The following is an 18,585-nucleotide window of genomic DNA, read 5'->3' as shown; positions in this document are numbered from 1 at the left end:
GTCAGTCCTTTCGGTCAGTGGTCGTCGTGGTCCACGGCGTGGTCGCCGTCGTCGGTGATTACGGGGGCAGTAAGCAGCTGTCGTTCCGCGACCACGTGGTCGAGGGCAGCCACCCAGTGGTCGTAGTACTGCCATTCGCCGCGGCTGGCGTCCTGGCTGGACTCCCAGGCCCCGATCGTGTCGATCAGGCTCTGCTGGAATTCACTCCACGGGTAGTGGCCGAACTCCGAGAGCGCGAGCGCCAGACCGAAGGCTCGCCGCTGCCATTCGTGGTCGAACGACGGTGCAGCCTGATCGGTGGTGCAGGTGGCGTGCAGTTTCATACCGGTTGCCCCGCCCGCGCGACACCCATCATCGACTCGGTGGTGACCAGATCCATGAGTTCGGTATCGGTGTAATCCTCTGTGCCGGAAGGCCGTTCGGGAATGACGAACCACCGCGAATGACCGCTGGAGTCCCACACCTTGATCTCGGTGTCGGTCGGCAGTTCCAGGCCGACCTCGGCGAGCACGGTGCGGGGCTCACGGGCCGCCCGGGACCGGAAGACCGGATCCTTGTACCAGTAAGGCGGCAGCCCCAGCACCGGCCAGGGAAAGCACGAGCACAGCGTGCAGATCACCAGGTTGTGGATGCCCGGCCCGTTGGCGACGGCCTGCAAATGCTCCCCTTCGGCGCCGGCCATCCCCTCGGGTAGGTCGAGTTCGGCCAGCGCGGCGGGGGTGTCGACGACGACACGGGCGGCGAAGTCGGGGTCGGTCCACGCCTTCACCACGATCTTCTTGCCGTTCAACGGCGTCATCTCGGACTCGAAGTAGGCCAGTACCTTGTCCACGGTCTGGCTGGTGATGATGCCCTTCTCGATCAGGAGGTGCTCCAGCGCGGCAACTCGGTCGGCGCTGGACTGCTCGCGGTCGGACGGGTAGGCAAACTGGTCAGTCACTGGTCCTCCTCGACGGGTTGGAGATAGGCCTCGAAAAGCTCTGCGTAGACGGTGTTGGCACCCGGTTCGGCGCGCGCGCCCCACAACTCCTCGGGGGTGAACTCGACGATGTAGATCGGCATCGGGTCGCCGATGCCGTCACCGGTGTGGACGAAGTAGCCGTAGTCGCCCTCGAAGATGCGCTGTACCGTCCCGGTCCGCTCACGCAGGTAGCCGGGCAGCCGGGTGTGTGCACCGGCCGGAACATTGGTGATGCGGACCTGCTCGCCGACCGCGAACCGCGGGTGCGCGACATCGCGTCGGGGGCTGTCGCCGCGGCGCAGATAATCGATCACCTGGTCGTCGATGGCGTCGTCACCCCCGGCGACCGGTGTCGCATCACCCAGCCGGGCCGAGATCTCTTCCTCGGACACGTAACCCTTGTCGACGAAGAACTGGGTGATACCCCCAAGCCACTTCTCGTAATAGCGAAATTTGAAGTAGTCGAAAGGATTCATCGCCTCGGCGCCCGTGCGCAGGGATGCCCAGGTCCACTCGTCGCTGAAGTTCGTCGGGACGTCGGCGATCGGATACTCCGGCAGCGCCGAACCCAGGTGGTTGCTCAGGCCCATCATCGCGACGTGGATACCGAAGATCCGCTTCTCCCATTCCTCGACGAACACCCGCTTCTCCAGCGTCAGCGGCTCGGGCAGGCCCTCCAGCCCACCCAGATAGTGCTGTAACTTCATGCCGTCGCACCTTCCGTGTCGGGACGGCCGGCCGTGGCCGTCCTGGTCATCACATTGGCCAGATATTCCGAGGCGATCCCGAACGTCGCACCGAGCACGCACGCGCACGCGGCCACCAGTCCGGGATGGGAGATGCTGGTCGCGGTGACCAACTGGCCCGTACCTGCCACCGTCGACACCGTGGAGGCGAACCCCACCACCACCGCCGGTGTGGTGGAGAGCAGCCCCACCCAGGACGTCTGCACCATCAGCGCGCTGCCCACACCCACCGCGATCGACGTCGCGGTCAACGAGCCGCCGAGCAGATGGGCTGCGTACAGGCTCGCGCAGGCGATGGCCACACCCACCAGGTTCGACAGCACCGAGCGCATCCAGCCGGTGATCCCGCCGCCGACGAAGAAGAACGACGCCCACGCCAGGAACACCACCCAGATCGGAACGGTGATCACCGTGGCGGTGAATGCCACCGCTACCCCACCGAGCACACCGATGCTCAGCGTCAGCGCAGTCCGTGAATCCATCAGTTCCACCTCCCTTGTCGGTCATGTCGAGTCGCTGCAGCCAACGGTGATCCGACGGTGTTTCCGTCTGGTAACCAACGCTTTTCGGTCATCGGCGGATGAGGACACGTCATGCGCAGAACAGGCCATCGATCGGCCGACCCGACCGACCCGGACAGATCCACCGTAAATCGGGACATCGCCGCGCGCCCGTGCAGCGGCGCAGCCAGGCTCTAGCAATGTGTCATCACGTGGCCCCGGCGTCGCGGCACATCGCGATGCTGGTATTCGACGGCGTCCGCACCCTCGACGTCACCGGCCCGTTGGAAGTCTTCGATGTGGCGCGGGCACTGGGCTGTTCGTACTCCGTCACGCTGCATGCGTGCGGCGAATCCCACACAGTGCAATGCTCGTCGGGGTTGCGCCTTGACGTGGCAGCTGCCTCGGAGCTGGCGCCGCACCCGGACACCCTCCTGATTCCCGGCGGGGCGGCTTTGGTGACTGACGCTGTGCCGCAACGCCTCCAACAGCTGATCCGCCTGCACGCCCCGCAGGCGCGCCGGGTCGCCGCGATCTGCGCGGGGTCCTTCGCGCTGGGCGCGGTGGGGCTGCTCGACGGTCGGCGTGCCACCACGCACTGGCGGCACCTGGATACGTTCGCCGCGCGCCACCCGTCGACACTGCTCGAACGGGAATCGGTCTACACCCGCGACGGCGAGATCTGGACCTCGGCCGGTGTCGCGGCGGGCATCGATCTGGCCCTGGCGCTGGTTGCCGACGACCACGGCACCGACGTCGCCGCCGAGATCGCCAAAGAGATGGTGGTGCTGAGCCGACGACTGGAGGGCCACCCGCAGATCTCGGTCGCGGCCCGCACGCCGCGGCCGAAACACCCTGGGCTGGAACGCTTGACGGCGACGGTCAACGCCGACCCAGCCGGTGACTACGAACTCGACGCGGTGGCCGCTCAGGTCGGGCTGAGCCCGCGCCATCTGGCCCGGTTGTTCAAGGCCCAGGTCGGTAAGACATTGCGCCAGTATGTCTACGAGGTCCGGCTGGAGAACGCGGTCGGTCTGGTCCTGGCGGGTGAGTCGTTTCACGCCGCCGCCCAGCGCAGCGGGCTGCGCTACGGCGCCCGGGTCCGCGATCATCTGGCCGCGCACCGCGCTCCGCCGGGCAGCGCACGCCCGGCGCGGCTACTGGTCGATACCTGTGGTGCGGAAGCGGTTTCGGTACACGCTGGGTGACACCCCGAGGTTGCGTCGGAAGGTGCGCCGCATGGTGTCGGGGGTGCCGAACCCGGCTCGCCGCGCGATGGCGTCCTGGCTGTGGTCGCCGGTCGCGAGCAGCACCTTGGCGGCCTCCAACCGGGCCTGCTCGACGAACCGGGCCGGGGTCATGCCGACCTGGTCGCGGAACATCCGCACCAGATGCCGTTCGCTGACCGCGGCGCGCGCGGCCATCGAGGCGATCGAGTGATCGGCGCCGGGAGCGGCGATCACCGCGTCCATGATCTCGCGGAGGCCGTCCGAGGCCGGCAGCGCCGAGTCCGCCCAGACGCTGAATTGGGCCTGCCCGCCGGGGCGTTGCAGGAAGACGACCATCCAACGGGCCACCCGCCGGGCCACACTCGGGCCGTAGTCGCTTTCGACCAGTGCCAGCGCTAGGTCGATCCCGGCGGTGATCCCCGCGCCGGTGATGAACGGGCCGTCCCGGACGAACAGCGAATCCGGGTCGACCCGCACCCCGGGGTACTGGCGGGCCAGCTCCTGGCAGTGCGCCCAATGTGTTGTCGCACTGCGCCCCTCCAACATTCCGAGGCGAGCCAGCACGAAGGCACCTGTACACACCGAGGCGACCCGGCGCGCCCGCGGCGCGAGCTGGCGCACCATCTCCAGGGCGTCCGGGACGGCGTCGGGGGTGGGTTCCTCCGGGATGTCGTGGACGCCTGGGGTGAAGGTGAAGTCGGCGGGGACCCCGCCCGGCACCAGCAGGGTGTCGATCTCGCCGGGCACATCGGCCACCGAGACGTCGACGTCGAGTGTCGCGTAGGCGGTGGTGCCCACCGGCGCACCGGTCGGCGAGGCCAGCAGGACGGTGTAATTCGCGCCGAAATCGTTGGCGCGGGCGAAGATCTCCAGCGGTGCGGCGACATCCTGCAAGGTCACCTTGTCATAGAGCGCGAACACGACGGTTCTAGGCGCGTGCGCGCCCTGCGTCGCACCCGCCCGGCCCCGGGAATCGTCGGCCACGTGTCCTCTTGCCGCCCTTCGCTGTGCCGATGAATGTAACCGGCCTCTGTTACCGCGACGTTGCCACCGACGCGCAGCGTCGTTCAGGGCGCGGGAAAGCGCGCGATCCAGTGCCGGGCGACGTCCACCCGCCGGGTGATCCACACCTTGTCGTGGGACTGCACGTGGTCCAGGAAGCGCTCCAGCGCGGCGGTGCGCCCCGGCCGCCCGGCCAGCCGACAGTGCAACCCGACTGAGAGCATCTTGGGCGCACCCGCCGCGCCCTCGGCGTACAGCACGTCGAAGGCATCACGCAGGTGGGCGAAAAACTGTTCACCGGAAGGGAATCCACCCGGTGTCGCGAAACGCATGTCGTTGGTGTCCAACGTGTAGGGCACCACCAGGTGAGCGTGTCCGTCGACCCGTGTCCAGTACGGCAGGTCGTCGGCGTAGGAGTCGGAGTCGTAGAGGAACCCGCCGTGCTCGACCACCAGCTGGCGGGTCTGCGGGGAGTCCCGGCCGGTGTACCAGCCCAACGGGGCCGATCCGGTGAGCTCGGTGATCAGGTCCACCGCCTCGGCCAGGTGCGCGCGTTCCACCGCCGGTTCGACCAGCTGATAGCTGATCCAGCGCAGGCCGTGGCAGGCGATCTCGTCACCGCGTGCGGTGAACGCCGCGACCGCCTCGGGATTGCGGGCCAGCGCCATCGCGACCCCGAAGATGGTCAGCGGTAGGCCACGGCGGTCGAACACCCGTAGCAGCCGCCACAGCCCGGCGCGGGATCCGTACTCGTAGAGCGACTCCATGCTCATGTGCCGGTTCGGGAAGGGCTGGGCACCAACAATTTCCGAGAGGAACGTCTCCGATGCCGGGTCGCCGTGCAGGACGCTGTTCTCGGCGCCCTCCTCGTAGTTGAGTACGAACTGCACCGCGATGTTGGCCTCGTCCGGCCAGCGCGGGTGCGGCGGATGCGCCCCGTAGCCGACCAAGTCGCGCGGATACTGCACCGGACCGGGCCCTTGGGTCATGGCTGCATTCTGGCAGGCCCAGTGGGCCTGAGCCGGGTTCGGCGGCGTTGTCTGCGGCGGCAGGGCAGCATGGACGGCATGCCGTCCACACTGCTGTGGTTTCGCCGCGATCTGCGCCTGCACGACCTTCCGCCCCTGTTGGCAGCCGCCGCCGACGATGCTGACGTGCTCGGCTGCTTCGTGCTCGACCCGCGGCTGGAGGCCTCGTCGGGGCCGCGCCGGATGCAGTATCTGGGCGATGCGCTGCGGGCGCTGTCCGATGCGCTCGACGGCCGGCTGCTGATCACCCGCGGGCGGCCCGACGAGGAGATCCCGGCGCTGTGCGCCGCCGTCGACGCGACGACCGTCCACGTCTCGTCCGACTTCAGCCCGTTCGGGGTGCGGCGCGACGCCGCGGTGGCCGCGACGCTGGCGCAGGCCGGCGCCACGCTGCAGGCCACCGGGTCGCCCTACCTCGTCTCACCGGGGCGGGTCACCAAGGACGACGGATCCCCGTATCAGGTGTTCACCCCCTTTCTGGCCAGATGGCGTCAGATCGGCTGGCGGGCCCCCGCTCAGTCCGCGACGGCGCCGGTGAGCTGGATCGACCCGGCGGCCCTGCCGGCCCGGCTCGGCCGGGTCGACCCGCCGAACCCGGGCGCGCGCCTCGACATCGAAGCCGGCGAGCCGGCCGCGCTGCGCGGCTGGGCCGAGTTCGTCGACACCGGGCTCGCTCACTACGCGCAGGACCGCGACCGCCCGGACAAGCCGGGAACCAGCCGGATGTCGGCGCACCTGAAGTTCGGCACCATCCACCCCCGCACGATGGTCGCCGACCTCGACGCCCGTCAGACCGGGCCGGGCGCCTACCTGCGCGAGTTGGCGTTCCGTGACTTCTACGCCGCGGTGTTGCAGACGTGGCCCGACAGCGCCTGGTGGAACTGGAACCGCCGGTACGACGCTATCGAGGTCGACACCGACACGGCGGCAACGGTTACCTTCGAGGCCTGGAAACAGGGCCGTACCGGCTACCCCATCGTCGACGCCGGCATGCGCCAGCTGCTCGACACCGGATTCATGCACAACCGGGTACGAATGATCGTGGCGTCGTTCCTGGTCAAGGACCTGCATCTGCCGTGGCAGTGGGGTGCGCGCTGGTTTCTCGAGCAGCTGACCGACGGCGACGTCGCCAATAATCAGCACGGCTGGCAGTGGTGCGCGGGCACGGGCACCGACGCCGCGCCGTACTTCCGGGTGTTCAACCCGACCGCGCAGGGCGAGAAGTTCGACCCGAGCGGCGACTATGTGCGGCGCTGGGTGCCCGAACTGGCCGGAGTGACCGACGTGCACAAGCTCAAGGGCGGCCGGCCCGCCGACTATCCGGACCCGATCGTCGACCACGCCGCCGAACGGGTCGAGGCGTTGCGGCGCTACGGCCAGATCCGCTGAGCCCGCGCCGGGGCGGTATGCCAGAATGGCCGCAGTTGCCGATCGTTCGACAGGAGCCGCAATGGTCAGTACCGAGGTGGAGCGTTACACCGAAGTCGACCCCGCCGACGTGCCCTCGGCCGCCTGGGGTTGGAGCAAGATCAACTACCGCACCTGGTACGGCGTCGGCATCTTCGTCGTCGTGTTCCTGCTGGCGATGCTGCGCGGCAACCATGTCGGCCACGTCGAGGACTATGTGCTCGTCGTATTCGCGGTCCTGGTCGCCGGTGTGATCATCCGCGACTGGTGGGGTCGCCGCCGCGGCTGGCTGCGCTAACCACCAGCCTCATCCGTTCCCGTCGTCACGCCGACGTCGGGGTCTAGTTCTCTGACCGCCTTCGCGCGACACTGCGCGCTCCGGCGAGGGTGAAGGCGGGCGCAGCCGCCACTGTGTCGCTCAGAGACGGGCACACAACCTCCCTGCCCGGCAGGTGACACCATGACGACTAGCCGCTGGCGGCCAGCTGGCCGCACGCGGCCGCTATCTCGCGACCGCGGGTGTCGCGCACCGTGCACGACACGCCCCGAGCCCGCACCCGGCGCACGAACTCACGCTCGGCGGCCTTGGGGCTGGCATCCCACTGGCTGCCCGGCGTCGGGTTGAGCGGGATCAGGTTGACGTGCGCCAGCGGCCCGAGCGCGGAGTGCAGCTTCTTGCCCAGCAGGTCGGCCCGCCAGCCCTGGTCGTTGACGTCGCGGATCAGGGCGTACTCGATGGACACCCGGCGCCCGGTGAGATCGGCGTAGTAACGGGCGGCATCAAGAACTTCGTGGACCTTCCATCTCAGGTTCACCGGCACCAGAGTGTCGCGCAGTTCGTCGTCGGGCGTGTGCAGCGACACCGCCAGCGTCACACCCAGGTGCTCGTCGGCGAGCTTGCGGATCGCCGGGGCCAGCCCGACCGTCGACACCGTCACCGACCGTGCCGAGATGCCGAAACCCTCCGGCGGTGCGGCGGTGATGCGCTGTACCGCGGCGAGCACCCGGGTGTAGTTGGCCAGCGGCTCACCCATCCCCATGAACACCACGTTGGAGAGCCGGTCACCGAAGGTGTCGCGCAACGTGACGGCCGCGGCCCGGACCTGCTCGAGGATCTCGCCGGTGCTCAGGTTGCGGGTCAGCCCGCCCTGGCCCGTGGCGCAGAACGGGCAGGCCATGCCGCAGCCGGCCTGCGAGGAGATGCAGACGGTGTTGCGATTCGGGTAGCGCATCAGCACCGACTCGAAGGTGGTGCCGTCGTGGGCGCGCCACAACGTCTTTCGCGTCTCCCCGGCGTCGCACTCGATTTCCTTGGCCACCGAGAGCAGCTTCGGGAACAGCGCGTCGGCCACCGTGTCACGCACCGCGGCGGGCAGGTCGGTCATCTGCTGCGGGTCGGCCAGCAGCCTGCCGTAGTACTGCTGAGCCAGCTGCTTGGCCCGGAATGCGGGCAGCCCGAGTTCGGCGACGGCGGCGGCGCGGCCCTCGGCATCGAGGTCAGCGAGGTGTCGTGGCGGCAGCGCACGCCGCGGGGCCTCGAAGACCAGCTCTTGCTTCATTGGTCCCAGTATCCCCGACATTGGAGCATCCCCGACATTGGAGCATCCCCGACATTGGAGCATCCCCGACCGCGGGTCAGGCGAGCAGCGTCAGTACGATCCAGCCGACGACCGCGGACGGCAGCATCGCGTCGATGCGGTCCATGATGCCGCCGTGGCCCGGCAGCAGCGTGCCCATGTCCTTGATGCCCATGTCGCGTTTGACCTGCGATTCGACCAGGTCGCCGAGGACGCCGGTGATCACCAGCATCAACCCGAGCGGCAGGCCGACCCAGGCGGGTTTGTGCAGCAGGAACGTGACCGACAGCACGGCCGCGGCGATGCCGAACAGCAGTGAGCCGCCCAGCCCCTCCCAGGATTTCTTGGGGCTGATCGCCGGGGCCAGCAGATGCTTGCCGAACAGCACACCGGCGATATAGCCACCGATATCGGCGAAGACGACGGTGGCGATCACGGTGAAGACCCGGGCGCCGCCGTTGTCCTGGAAGATCAGCAGCGCGGTGAAACTGGCGAACAATGGCACCCAGGTGGCCAGTAGCACCGTTGCGGCGATGTCCTGCAGGTAGTTGACCGGCTGCTCCCGCAGCCCCTGCCCGACGAGGCGCCACACCATGGCGACCACGATCGTGCCGCCGTAGGCCCCCAGCGTCCCCGCGACGCCCCACGGCCAGGCCAGCCAGATCATCGCCTGACCGCCCACCAGCAGCGGCACCAGCGGCATCGCGTAGCCATGTTCGCCCAACCGGCGCACCACCTCGTGGGTGGCGATCGCGATGGCGCTGGCCAACAGCGGGAACCACCATTTCGGTGCGAACAGCAGGCTGCCGATGGCCATGGCGCCCAGGAATGCGCCGACGGCGATCGCGGCGGGCAGATTGCGTCCGGCGCGTGAGGTCTTCTTCTCCGGTACCCCGGAATCGGGGGCGCCGGACTCGGTGGCTGCCACGGGCGATGGTTGCTGAGCGGTCATCAGACCTCCAGCAGTTCGCCTTCCTTGTGCTTGACCAGTTCGTCGATCTGAGTGGTGTACTGGTGGGTCGACTTGTCGAGGTCCTTCTCGGCCCGGCTGACCTCGTCCTCGCCGGCCTCGCCGTCCTTCTTGATGCGGGCCAGCTCCTCCATCGCCTTGCGGCGGATATTGCGCACCGAGACCTTGGCGTCCTCGCCCTTGGACTTGGCCTGCTTGACCAGATCGCGGCGGCGTTCCTCGGTCAGCTGCGGGATGGACACCCGGATGATGGTGCCGTCGTTGGTCGGGTTCACGCCAAGATCGGAGTTGCGGATGGCATCCTCGATGGCCTTGAGCTGGGACGCCTCGTAGGGCTTGATCACGACCATCCGCGCCTCGGGCACGTTGATGCTCGACAGCTGCGTGATCGGGGTCGTCGAGCCGTAATAGTCCACCACCACGCGCGAGAACATGCCGGGGTTCGCCCGTCCGGTACGGATGGACGACAGGTCATCGCGGGCCACCGCGACGGCCTTCTCCATCTTTTCTTCGGCGTCGAAGAGCGCCTCTTCAATCATGTACGGGGGTCCTCCCTCAGGTGGTGACCAGTGTCCCGATCTTCTCACCTGCGACCGCCCGGGCGATATTCCCGTTGGTCAGCAGGTTGAACACCAGGATGGGCATGCCGTTGTCCATGCACAGGCTAAATGCGGTCGCGTCGGCCACCCGCAGTCCACGGTCGATGACCTCGCGGTGGGTGATCTCGGTGAGCATCTGCGCGTCCGGGTTCTCCCGCGGGTCGTCGGTGAAGATCCCGTCGACCGCCTTGGCCATCAGCACGACGTCGGCGCCGATCTCCAGGGCGCGCTGCGCGGCGGTGGTGTCGGTGGAGAAGTACGGCAGACCCATACCCGCGCCGAAGATCACCACCCGGCTCTTCTCCAGGTGCCGCACCGCCCGCAGCGGAATGTAGGGCTCGGCGACCTGGCCCATGGTGATGGCCGTCTGGACCCGCGTGACGATGCCTTCCTTTTCCAGGAAGTCCTGGAGCGCAAGGCTGTTCATAACGGTGCCGAGCATGCCCATGTAGTCCGACCGGGTGCGTTCCATCCCGCGCTGCTGCAGTTGGGCGCCACGGAAGAAGTTGCCCCCGCCGATGACAACGGCGACCTGCACCCCGCTGCGCACCACCTCGGCGATCTGCCGGGCCACCTGGGCGACGACGTCGGGGTCCAACCCGACCGACCCGCCGCCGAACATCTCCCCGCCGAGTTTGAGCAGCACCCGCGAATACTTCGGGCGCAATCCCTGCGGATGCGTCGCCGACGGATCAGCGCCGTTGGGACTGGCCGGCTCCCCCATCAGACTCCTCGGATTGTGTCGGACTCCTGGCACGAGAGTGCCATCCCGGCGACGTTCGGGACGGCACTTCTATCCTGCCTCATCGCCGGAGTCACGGATTTGTCGGGTTGCGGGCCCGATTCAGCTCACCACAGCACGGCGATGCCGGCCGCCGCCAGCGACAACACGCCGACCGACACGAACACCGGGCGGGCGACCGGCTCGCCGGTGCGCCGCTGCCGCGCATTACCCATGCCGAGCAGCCCGCCCAGCACCACCAGGATGACGAGCTTGACCCCGATCTTCGGGTAGTTCAGCACGATTCCCGCCGGCCACGGCGCGGCCAGCGCCACGCCGGTGAGCAGCGACACCAGCAGCCCGTAGTCCATCACCCGGGTGGTGCGGAACCGCCGGGCTGCCGCTTCGGCCACCCAGGCGCCGAACGTCACGGCGAACCCCACGATGTGCACCAACACGACTACGTTGCGTAGTAGCTCCATCGGCTCAGCGTACGACACCCCAGGTCGGCGGCCCGCAGGCTAGACGGTCAGCCCAGATGCGCCGACAACAGCCAGGCCGGCATCGACTTACGACCGTTGGCTTCGGGACGTAGATCGCCACCGGCGAACTCGGTCATGGCGGCCAACGCATCGGGCACGTTGGCGTGAATCCGCGCCGGCCTGATCTCGTCGACCACCCAGTACGGCTCGACCGCGGCCCGCAGCTCCTCGGCAGTCACCGGGTGGGCGGGCCCGTTCGCCGGCATCGCGGTGGCGTCGAACACCAGCACGAAGTAGCTCGCGCCCGGGGCGGCCGCCCGCACGATCGAACGCTGATAGCCCTCCCGCGCTTCGACCGGCATCGAGTGGAACAGTGTGGAGTCGACGATGGTGCCGAATCGGCCGTCGTAGCCACCGAAGTTGCTGATGTCGGCGACGTCGAAGCTGGCGCCGGCCAGGCCCCGCTTGGCGGCCTCGGCCCGGGCCAGCTCGATGGCCGTGGGCGAGAGGTCGAGCCCGACGGTGGTGAACCCGCGTTCGGCCAGGTACAGCGACACGGCCGCCTCGCCGCAGCCGGCGTCGAGGACGTCACCGTGAAATTTCCCCGCCTCGATGAGTGCGGCGATCTCGGGCTGCGGCTCGCCGATGCTCCACGGGGGCCGGAAGCCCTCGAATTCCGGAGCCTGGCCGCGGTAAGCCGAATCGAAGAGATCGTCTGGTGTGGTCATACTCCAGCATTATCAATGCCGTTGATATATGTCAATATGATTGACATGGTTTCAGGCAACGACCAGCCGCTGGGCTACCTGCTGCACCGCGTCACCTCGGCGTTGCGCGCCGAAGTGTGCTCGACGGTGCTCGAACCCATCGGCCTGTCGTTCCCGCAGTACATCTGCATGCGCCTACTGTCGCGCTATCCCGACCGCTCCAATGCCGAGCTGGCCCGTGACACCGGCGTCTCACCACAGGCGATGAACATGGTCCTGCGCAGCCTGGAGGAGCGCGAACTCGTGATCCGCCCGCCGAGCGTGGCCTCGGGGCGCTCACTACCCGCGAAGTTGACCCGGAGCGGGATGGAACTGCTGGCCAGCACCGAGACCGGCGTGCGCGCGGCCGAGGACCGGCTGATGGTCAACCTGAGCGCCGAACAGCGGCGAGAATTCCGCGGAATTCTCGCCGCCCTCGGAGCTCAGTGATGGCTGTGGCAGCCCTTCGGCGGTGACGGCGGCACGTCCAGCGCCGGGTTCCCGTCAAAGAAGCCGACCGGCTTCATCTTGAATCCGGTGTAGTGGCAGGGCATTACCGGCCAGTCCTCCGGGCACACAATGTGATGGGCACCCACCGTGTACCAGAGCACGATGTCGGTGTTCTCCAGCGGCGCGTCGTCGGCGATGTACTGGGGCAGCCCCTGGGCCTCGGCGCTCTGGTACATGTAGTCGCCGGCGGCGAACTTCTCCGCCGGGTCGTACTTTGTCACCCACAGGTTGTGCTGGACGAAGCGGGCCCGGTCATAGATGTAGGAGCCCTCTTGCACCATCACCGGCACCGGATCACGGGGCATCAGTTTGTATCCCACCGCGGCGCCGAGCTCGTTGACCTTGGACGGGTTGGTGACCTTCCAGTACCGCCCGGTCGACCAGTTCCAGTCCCGGGCACCCTCGGCCTCCGAGGCCACCAGTGTGTCCTTCGCGATCCACGCGTTGTGGTGCGGGTTGAGCTCAGCTTCGGGCTCGACCACCGAATCCACCTCGTAGACACTGTTACTCGGCCCGTCGATGCTCATGTCGAGCCGGAAGTTGAAGAAGTGCTGGTGGTTGGGACCATAAATTCCCGGCGCGACGAGCTTGCCCCACCGCGGCAACTCCCCCTCCGGAATCGACCCGGTGGTGAGCACGCCGGAGAGCTTGACCTCCATCTCGATGGACGCGTCGTTGTAGAGGTACCAGAAGAACCCATATTCGTAGTTGCCCACCGTGCAGATCATCGAGATCACCAGCCGGCGCGAGCGGCGCACCTCCACCTCGCCGGTGCGGAAGTCGGTGTGCTTCCAGGAGATTCCGTAGTCCTCCTCATGCATGCAGATCGCGTTGGGAATGGTGACCGCGTTGCCGTCGGAGTCGTGCACCGTACCGTCGAAGTAGAAGATCTCGCCCAGGCAGTCACACCCGAGGGTCAGTGGGTTGGCCGAGAACCCCATGCCGACCTCACCCATGTCGAAGACGTTCTTGTTCCAGTGCGTCGGCGAGGTGTCACCGTAGGGCACCACCATCTCCGAGAGCGCCGCCCGGTACATGATCGGGCGGACCGTGCCCCGGTCGTTGTAGGTGATCTCATGCAGGGTGAGCCCCTCACGGGGGTTGAAGCCAACCCGCAGGGACCACTTCTGCCACTGGACCTTCCAGCCGTCGACGGTGAAGCTCGGACCGTCGGGTTGGGTGATCTCGATGGTCTTGACATCGTCGCGGAACTGGGTGAAGGCGGGCCGGTTGTCCTCGTCGAACATGAACTGCGCCGAGTAGTTGCCCGATTTCGGCGGCAGCGGCACCACCCCGTGGTCCTCCACCTCGAGGACCGTCATCGAGTCGAGGTCGAACGTGACGATCACGCCCTCCACCGGACGGGCGTAGCCGTGCTCGGACGGCGCGGCCCGCATGAACGTCAACGGCCGGCAGATCAACGGCGAGTTCTCGTAGTGGTCCTGCGCGCCGTAATAGCCTGCGGGCCAAGGGTCGATCATCGCCAGGTCGAAGTCGGTGACGCCGCGCTTGCGCATCGCCTCCTGCCACCGCGGATCGGCGCGGACCACCTCCTCGACACCGGTCATGTGCTCGACGAGATAGGACGGGAAGCGACCCGGGATGGCCGTCCAGGTCTCCACCACCCGGGCGCCGATGTCGACCACCGATTCGTAGATGAGCTTGGCCGCGGCGTCGTACATCGTGATGAAAGCCCGCCGTGGCAGGTCGGTCATCGCCTCGAATGTCAACGCCGCGTTCTTGTCCGGCTCGGCCAGCTGGATCATCACGAACTTCAGCGTCGGCGTCGCGTACTGCGATTCCTTGACGACGGCCGCGGCGGCCTCGATCTCGGCTCCGGAGAGTGGGTCGAGGGGGTAACAGGCACGGTCGTCGGTGGTTCCCGTGCTCAGCACGGTGCTGTCCATGGTCATGTGGGTTAAACCGCCTCGGGGCTTGATGATTCGGACTTCTTGAGATCCAGTACGGCCAGATGGGCCAGGGCGTCTTCCTGGGTCACCTTGTGGGCGGAGCGGCGGCCGAAGATGTACACGACGACGCCGAGGGCGAACATGCCCATCGCGATGCTTCCGGTCCACACCATCCAGGTGCTGTCGGGCACATCGGCGATCCACGACTTGGCGAACGAGTAGTAGATGCCGCCGAGGGTGCCCAACGAGCCGACCACAATGGCGATCCACACGCCGACCATGCCGCCGGGGATACGCCAGAACTTTTCGGAGGCATAGCGATCGGCGTACTTCTTGCGCGCGATGACGACCGGGATCAGGAAGAAGAACCCGGAGATCAGCCACGCGATGGACAGACCGCCCTGCAGGAACACGGTCACGTTGGCCATGCTGCTCTGCGAGTAGAGGCCCACGATGAGCAGCGACGACAGCACACCCTGGATGAGGACCGCGGTCACCGGGTTACGGGTGCGCGGGTTGAGGTGGGTGAAGATCCGCGGCAGGTGGCGCTCCAGGCCGGAGACGAAGATTAGCCGCGAATAGGTGACCTGGTAGCTCATCAACGCCACGAACACGATGATGGCCAGCACGACAGCCGCCACTTCCATCACGCCCTTGGGTGCGGCGGTGCCGAGCATGCCGATGACGCCGGTGACCGGATTGACCTCGTCGGCCGGCAACACCATGATGGTGCCCAGCGTGGTGAGCAGGTAGATAAGGATCAGTGCGATCGATCCGTAGACGACCATCTTGGGCCCGCTCTTGCGCACCGACAAGAACTCGGCACCCATGTTGTACGGCGTCTCGACGCCCACCAGGTAGAGCAGCACGGTGCCGTACAGGAATCCGGCGCCGGCGAAGTCGGGCACCGTCGCGGCGCGCGCCGTGAACTCCTGCGCCGACCCGTTGCGGATGGCGTAGATGACGCCCGAGATGAAGATGACGGCGGTCAGAACCCAGTACACAACGAAAACGGTGTTCATGATGCGTTGGTTTGCAGCCAGTTTGGCCAGCGCCAAACCGACGACAGCCCACAGCAGCGCCACCTGCAGGATGATGCTCAGGGTCAGGCCGAGTTCGGCGTGGAAAGCCAGCAGCAGGAACTGCAGGATGATCGCCGGCGACGACGCGGAGTTGAGCACCACCGGGATCCACGACAGGTAGCCACCGATGAAGCCCCACGTCTCGCCCATAGTTCGGGTGGCCCAGATGTACACCCCACCTTCACCGGGCCACAGGTTGCCCAGTTCGGCCACCGCCATGCCCGCGGGAATCAAGAAGGTGAGGATGCCGAGAATCCACATCGGGATCGCGGTCCAGCCGCCGGCCGCCATGATCGACGAGCCGGTGATCCAGCAGATGATGAAGACGTAGGTGGCCGTGAGGCCGAAGGTCGTCATCACCTTCGGTAGCACCTGCTCGGGGACGAGCTCTGTGGTCAAGAGCTTGTCGCGCTGAGCCGACGCTGGCGCCTCGAGTTCTTGCGTCATGTATTACTTCCAATCCCGATAGGGGCAGTTGTTCCCGCTTGGATCAGTTGATGATTTGTCCGTCTCGCATCCGGACGACACGGCTCGCTTCGTCGGCCACCGTGGGATCGTGGGTGCTGGCAACGACCGTGACGCCCAGCGTCGAACACAGGTCGCGCAGCATGCGCACCACCGTCTCCCCCGTGCGGTGGTCCAGATTTGCGGTCGGCTCGTCGGCGAGCACCAGGGTGGGATTGCTGATCAGCGACCGCGCGATCGCGGTGCGCTGCTGCTCACCACCGGACATCTTGGTCGGCTGGTGATGCACCCGGTGGCTCAGGCCGACGAGGTCGAGCAGTTCCAGCGCCCGCTGACGCAATGATGCGCGGTCAAAGGGCTCGAACATCAGTGGCAGTTCGACGTTCTCGACCGCGGACAGAAACGGGATCAGGTTGTAGCTCTGGAAGATGAAGCCGATCGTGTCGTGGCGCAGCGCGGCGAACTGGCTCTCGGTCAGCGTGCCGGTGTCTCGCCCGGCGATCGTCACCGAACCCTTGGTGGGCCGGTCGAGGCCGCCGATGATGTTGAGCAGGGTCGACTTCCCGCTTCCGCTCGGCCCCATCAGACAGACGAATTCTCCTGGCATGACAGTCAATTCGGCGGCTATCAACGCCTTGACCACTTCATCGCCGAGCTTGTGCAACTTCCACACGTCGCTGATCTCGATCACCGGCGTGGGGTCGGGAGCCGGCGCCGCCTGCGGCACGGCGTCTTCGACTGCGGTCATGATTAACCTCCGGTCGACAGGGAGCGGATGGGTGGACGCGACGCCGCGTTCCACGTGGGGATGACGCTGGTGACCAGGGCGGCGACGATGCTCACCCCGACGGCGATGGCCGCGCCGAAGCCCAGCCCGGCCGGGGACACCCCGGTGGGCACCAAGCCGAGGGCGGCCAGGATGACCGCACCCGCCACCGCCAGCACCACACCGGCCAGCGCCCCCAGGATCGCGGCGACCGCCGGTTCGACCAGCAGCGCCGCGATCACCGGCCGGCGCGGCACCCCGGTGGCGCCAAGCACCCCGAGTTCACGGGTACGGTGCGCGACGGTTCGGGTGGTGGCCACCGCGACCTCGACGACACCGACCAGCAACACGGTGATGGCGATCAGCACGATGGCCTTGCCGATCTCGGCGGCATGTCCCAGCGCTGCCGACTGTGCCCGGATCCCCGCCGACATCCCGAACACGATGACGACGAGGAAGGCGCCGGTGGCCGTGGTGACGATCGGCAGCACCATCTCCCGGACCCGCCGCCTGGCAGCAAGCCATCCGTAGGCCAGTCCATGACCGATCATCAGCGGCCTCCGAGCAGGTCGACCGGGCGCTGCTGGAGCAGCCGGTGCACGGGTATCAGCGCGCCGACGATTGCCATGGCCGGCATGAAGCCGGCGACCATGCCGGCGGCCTGCAACCAGGCGATCGGGGTGGCGATGCCGGGAATCACCAGTGCCACTGCGATTCCGGCCGATAGCACGCCGAGCACGTAAGCCGTCACGAACACCACGGCGGATTCGACGAGGAAGAAATAGAGCACCTCGTCGGCCAGCCCGATGCTGGACATGATGCCGAATTCGCGGCGGCGTTCCTGTACGGCGGCCAGGAAGGAGGACACCGCGATGATGAAGCCGAGCACCAGCCCGATGATCGAGATGATGCCCAACGTGGAACTGGTCACCTTGCCGGAGAACAGTGCCGAGAACTTCTGGTCGAAGGTCAGCGGACCCGAACCGCCGACGGTGTCGTAGATCAGTCCCGAGCCGGCGGGGTCCGGCGTGACCGACGGGTCCGATGTCGATGCCAGCCCGACGGCACCGCCGAAGGTCGTGCCGAGGCTGCGGCTCTTCTCCTGACCGGACGGCGCGAAGACGATCCACCAGCCGCGGTCGCCCACCACCGATTGCGCCAGCGGGGTGGCCACGGTGATCGACTGCCCGGCGCCGCGGACCTCGACACCGAGATCTTGGCCGCCGATCGTGATCCGGTCGCCGCCGACCAAGCCCAGCCGCTCGGCGACCTGCGATCCCAAAACTGCTTGACCAGTGGGTATTTCGTCAGATCCGTGTAGCGACACCGGTTTGCCGTCGACCTCGGTGGTGCCGGACAGGATCTTGATCGCGCGCCACCCTTCGGGACTGGCGATCGCCGGCGCGGGTCCGTCGGCAACCAGGGCCTGCGCCTCACTGTCGAAGTGCACCCCGGCGGCCGGAACCGCCCACAATTGCGCGCCGTCGAGCACATCGGTGACCGAATCAGCCCCGGTGATCGCGAAACTCGAGGAGATGGTGCGCACCACCGTCACACACATGAGGGCCAGAGCGATGCCGAGGACCGACAGCACGAAGCGCTCGGGCCTGCGGCGAATATTCGCCCAGGCAAACCGGAGAAGACACACAAAGGTGTTGTTCCCGGATGAGGTGGCGATCGCCGATGGTCGCGAAATCACTGTGGACGCAGAGGTTTCCACACCGAACATATTCGGCTCGGCCTGTTTCGCGGACCGCAGCCATAGATGTCCGCCGAGTTAAGTCAGCCCCGGTGGTGTTAATTCGGCGTGTCTGTGGGAACTCCGCCGGCCACGCCGGCTCCCGTCGGCCCGGCCTGCGCACGGCGGCGAAGGACCCAAAAGGT

At 67.3% G+C, this 18,585-nt stretch carries 21 protein-coding genes; 4 read left to right on the top strand and 17 right to left on the bottom strand.

From position 1 onward, the window contains the following. Positions 1-14: 14 nt before the first annotated feature. Genes ADBZ9K_RS16855 through ADBZ9K_RS16840 form a run of 4 tightly spaced genes read right to left on the bottom strand, consistent with a single transcriptional unit; the run spans position 15 to position 2,189 of the window. Complete coding sequence (locus tag ADBZ9K_RS16855; protein ID WP_526622350.1) at positions 15-323, bottom strand: nitrile hydratase accessory protein; 309 nt, start codon at positions 321-323, stop codon at positions 15-17. After that, positions 320-940 carry a nitrile hydratase subunit alpha gene (nthA, locus tag ADBZ9K_RS16850; protein ID WP_526622348.1) on the bottom strand — a complete coding sequence of 207 codons (621 nt, stop codon included), beginning with the start codon at positions 938-940 and terminating at the stop codon, positions 320-322. Before nthA ends, ADBZ9K_RS16855 begins: the two co-directional genes overlap by 4 nt. After that, positions 937-1,668, bottom strand: coding sequence for a nitrile hydratase subunit beta (gene nthB / locus ADBZ9K_RS16845; protein ID WP_526622346.1), 732 nt, complete (start codon positions 1,666-1,668; stop codon positions 937-939). The genes nthA and nthB overlap by 4 nt, the downstream gene beginning before the upstream one ends. Beyond that, the gene (locus ADBZ9K_RS16840; RefSeq protein WP_526622344.1) at positions 1,665-2,189 is read right to left on the bottom strand and encodes a DUF1097 family protein; all 525 of its coding nucleotides are present in this window, start codon (positions 2,187-2,189) and stop codon (positions 1,665-1,667) included. The genes nthB and ADBZ9K_RS16840 overlap by 4 nt, the downstream gene beginning before the upstream one ends. Before the next feature lie 218 nt (positions 2,190-2,407). On the opposite strand from ADBZ9K_RS16840, the gene ADBZ9K_RS16835 reads away from it, so the two are divergent. After that, positions 2,408-3,415 carry a GlxA family transcriptional regulator gene (locus ADBZ9K_RS16835; protein WP_526622343.1) on the top strand — a complete coding sequence of 336 codons (1,008 nt, stop codon included), beginning with the start codon at positions 2,408-2,410 and terminating at the stop codon, positions 3,413-3,415. Here ADBZ9K_RS16835 and ADBZ9K_RS16830 read toward each other — a convergent pair. Both ADBZ9K_RS16830 and puuE read right to left on the bottom strand, forming a co-directional pair. After that, a complete protein-coding gene (locus ADBZ9K_RS16830) occupies positions 3,365-4,420 on the bottom strand; it encodes a GlxA family transcriptional regulator (protein WP_526622341.1) in 1,056 nt (351 codons plus the stop codon). The genes ADBZ9K_RS16835 and ADBZ9K_RS16830 overlap by 51 nt on opposite strands. Positions 4,421-4,503: 83 nt before the next feature. Next, positions 4,504-5,427, bottom strand: a complete 924-nt coding sequence (puuE, locus tag ADBZ9K_RS16825; protein WP_526622339.1) for an allantoinase PuuE — start codon at positions 5,425-5,427, stop codon at positions 4,504-4,506. A gap of 78 nt (positions 5,428-5,505) precedes the next feature. Here puuE and ADBZ9K_RS16820 point away from each other — a divergent pair, with 78 nt between their 5' ends. Both ADBZ9K_RS16820 and ADBZ9K_RS16815 read left to right on the top strand, forming a co-directional pair. Next, positions 5,506-6,855, top strand: coding sequence for a cryptochrome/photolyase family protein (locus tag ADBZ9K_RS16820; protein ID WP_526622337.1), 1,350 nt, complete (start codon positions 5,506-5,508; stop codon positions 6,853-6,855). Positions 6,856-6,916: 61 nt separating this feature from the next. Continuing rightward, on the top strand, positions 6,917-7,171 hold the full coding sequence (locus tag ADBZ9K_RS16815; protein WP_526622335.1) for a DUF2631 domain-containing protein: 255 nt from the start codon (positions 6,917-6,919) through the stop codon (positions 7,169-7,171). 169 nt (positions 7,172-7,340) lie between these two features. Here the strand turns inward: ADBZ9K_RS16815 and rlmN are convergent, their stop codons facing one another. The 6 genes from rlmN to ADBZ9K_RS16785 all read right to left on the bottom strand — a co-directional run bounded on the left by rlmN (position 7,341) and on the right by ADBZ9K_RS16785 (position 11,950). Then, positions 7,341-8,432: a dual-specificity RNA methyltransferase RlmN gene (gene rlmN / locus ADBZ9K_RS16810; protein ID WP_526622333.1), complete on the bottom strand. Its 1,092-nt coding sequence runs from the start codon at positions 8,430-8,432 to the stop codon at positions 7,341-7,343. Between the two features lie 76 nt (positions 8,433-8,508). Continuing rightward, entirely contained in the window at positions 8,509-9,402 is an 894-nt protein-coding gene (locus tag ADBZ9K_RS16805; RefSeq protein ID WP_526622331.1) for a phosphatidate cytidylyltransferase, read from the bottom strand. Further along, positions 9,402-9,959 carry a ribosome recycling factor gene (frr, locus tag ADBZ9K_RS16800; protein ID WP_526622329.1) on the bottom strand — a complete coding sequence of 186 codons (558 nt, stop codon included), beginning with the start codon at positions 9,957-9,959 and terminating at the stop codon, positions 9,402-9,404. The genes ADBZ9K_RS16805 and frr overlap by 1 nt, the downstream gene beginning before the upstream one ends. Before the next feature lie 16 nt (positions 9,960-9,975). Next, positions 9,976-10,743, bottom strand: coding sequence for a UMP kinase (gene pyrH / locus ADBZ9K_RS16795; RefSeq protein WP_526622327.1), 768 nt, complete (start codon positions 10,741-10,743; stop codon positions 9,976-9,978). A 125-nt stretch (positions 10,744-10,868) separates the two neighbouring features. Next, positions 10,869-11,222, bottom strand: coding sequence for a Fe-S protein (locus tag ADBZ9K_RS16790; RefSeq protein ID WP_526622326.1), 354 nt, complete (start codon positions 11,220-11,222; stop codon positions 10,869-10,871). Between the two features lie 47 nt (positions 11,223-11,269). Further along, complete coding sequence (locus ADBZ9K_RS16785; RefSeq protein WP_526622324.1) at positions 11,270-11,950, bottom strand: class I SAM-dependent methyltransferase; 681 nt, start codon at positions 11,948-11,950, stop codon at positions 11,270-11,272. Positions 11,951-11,995: 45 nt separating this feature from the next. Here ADBZ9K_RS16785 and ADBZ9K_RS16780 point away from each other — a divergent pair, with 45 nt between their 5' ends. After that, positions 11,996-12,418 carry a MarR family winged helix-turn-helix transcriptional regulator gene (locus ADBZ9K_RS16780; protein WP_526622322.1) on the top strand — a complete coding sequence of 141 codons (423 nt, stop codon included), beginning with the start codon at positions 11,996-11,998 and terminating at the stop codon, positions 12,416-12,418. On the opposite strand, the gene ADBZ9K_RS16775 is transcribed toward ADBZ9K_RS16780, so the two are convergent. From ADBZ9K_RS16775 to ADBZ9K_RS16755, 5 genes are read right to left on the bottom strand one after another with little or no spacing between them, the layout of a single operon-like run. After that, positions 12,412-14,391: a primary-amine oxidase gene (locus tag ADBZ9K_RS16775; RefSeq protein WP_526622320.1), complete on the bottom strand. Its 1,980-nt coding sequence runs from the start codon at positions 14,389-14,391 to the stop codon at positions 12,412-12,414. The two genes, ADBZ9K_RS16780 and ADBZ9K_RS16775, sit on opposite strands and share 7 nt — an antisense overlap. A 5-nt stretch (positions 14,392-14,396) precedes the next feature. Continuing rightward, a complete protein-coding gene (locus ADBZ9K_RS16770) occupies positions 14,397-15,917 on the bottom strand; it encodes an amino acid permease (RefSeq protein WP_526622318.1) in 1,521 nt (506 codons plus the stop codon). Positions 15,918-15,960: 43 nt separating this feature from the next. Beyond that, complete coding sequence (locus ADBZ9K_RS16765; protein ID WP_526622316.1) at positions 15,961-16,683, bottom strand: ABC transporter ATP-binding protein; 723 nt, start codon at positions 16,681-16,683, stop codon at positions 15,961-15,963. A 2-nt stretch (positions 16,684-16,685) separates the two neighbouring features. Continuing rightward, a complete protein-coding gene (locus tag ADBZ9K_RS16760) occupies positions 16,686-17,252 on the bottom strand; it encodes an ABC transporter permease (RefSeq protein ID WP_526622314.1) in 567 nt (188 codons plus the stop codon). Continuing rightward, a complete protein-coding gene (locus ADBZ9K_RS16755; protein WP_526622312.1) occupies positions 17,252-18,430 on the bottom strand; it encodes an ABC transporter permease in 1,179 nt (392 codons plus the stop codon). The genes ADBZ9K_RS16760 and ADBZ9K_RS16755 overlap by 1 nt, the downstream gene beginning before the upstream one ends. Positions 18,431-18,585 lie beyond the last annotated feature (155 nt).

It is taken from the genome of Mycobacterium sp. (assembly GCF_965229265.1).
In the GTDB taxonomy this organism is placed as follows: Bacteria; Actinomycetota; Actinomycetes; order Mycobacteriales; family Mycobacteriaceae; genus Mycobacterium.
Note: the sequence above shows the minus strand (reverse complement) of the source record. Positions and strands in the feature narration are given on the sequence as shown.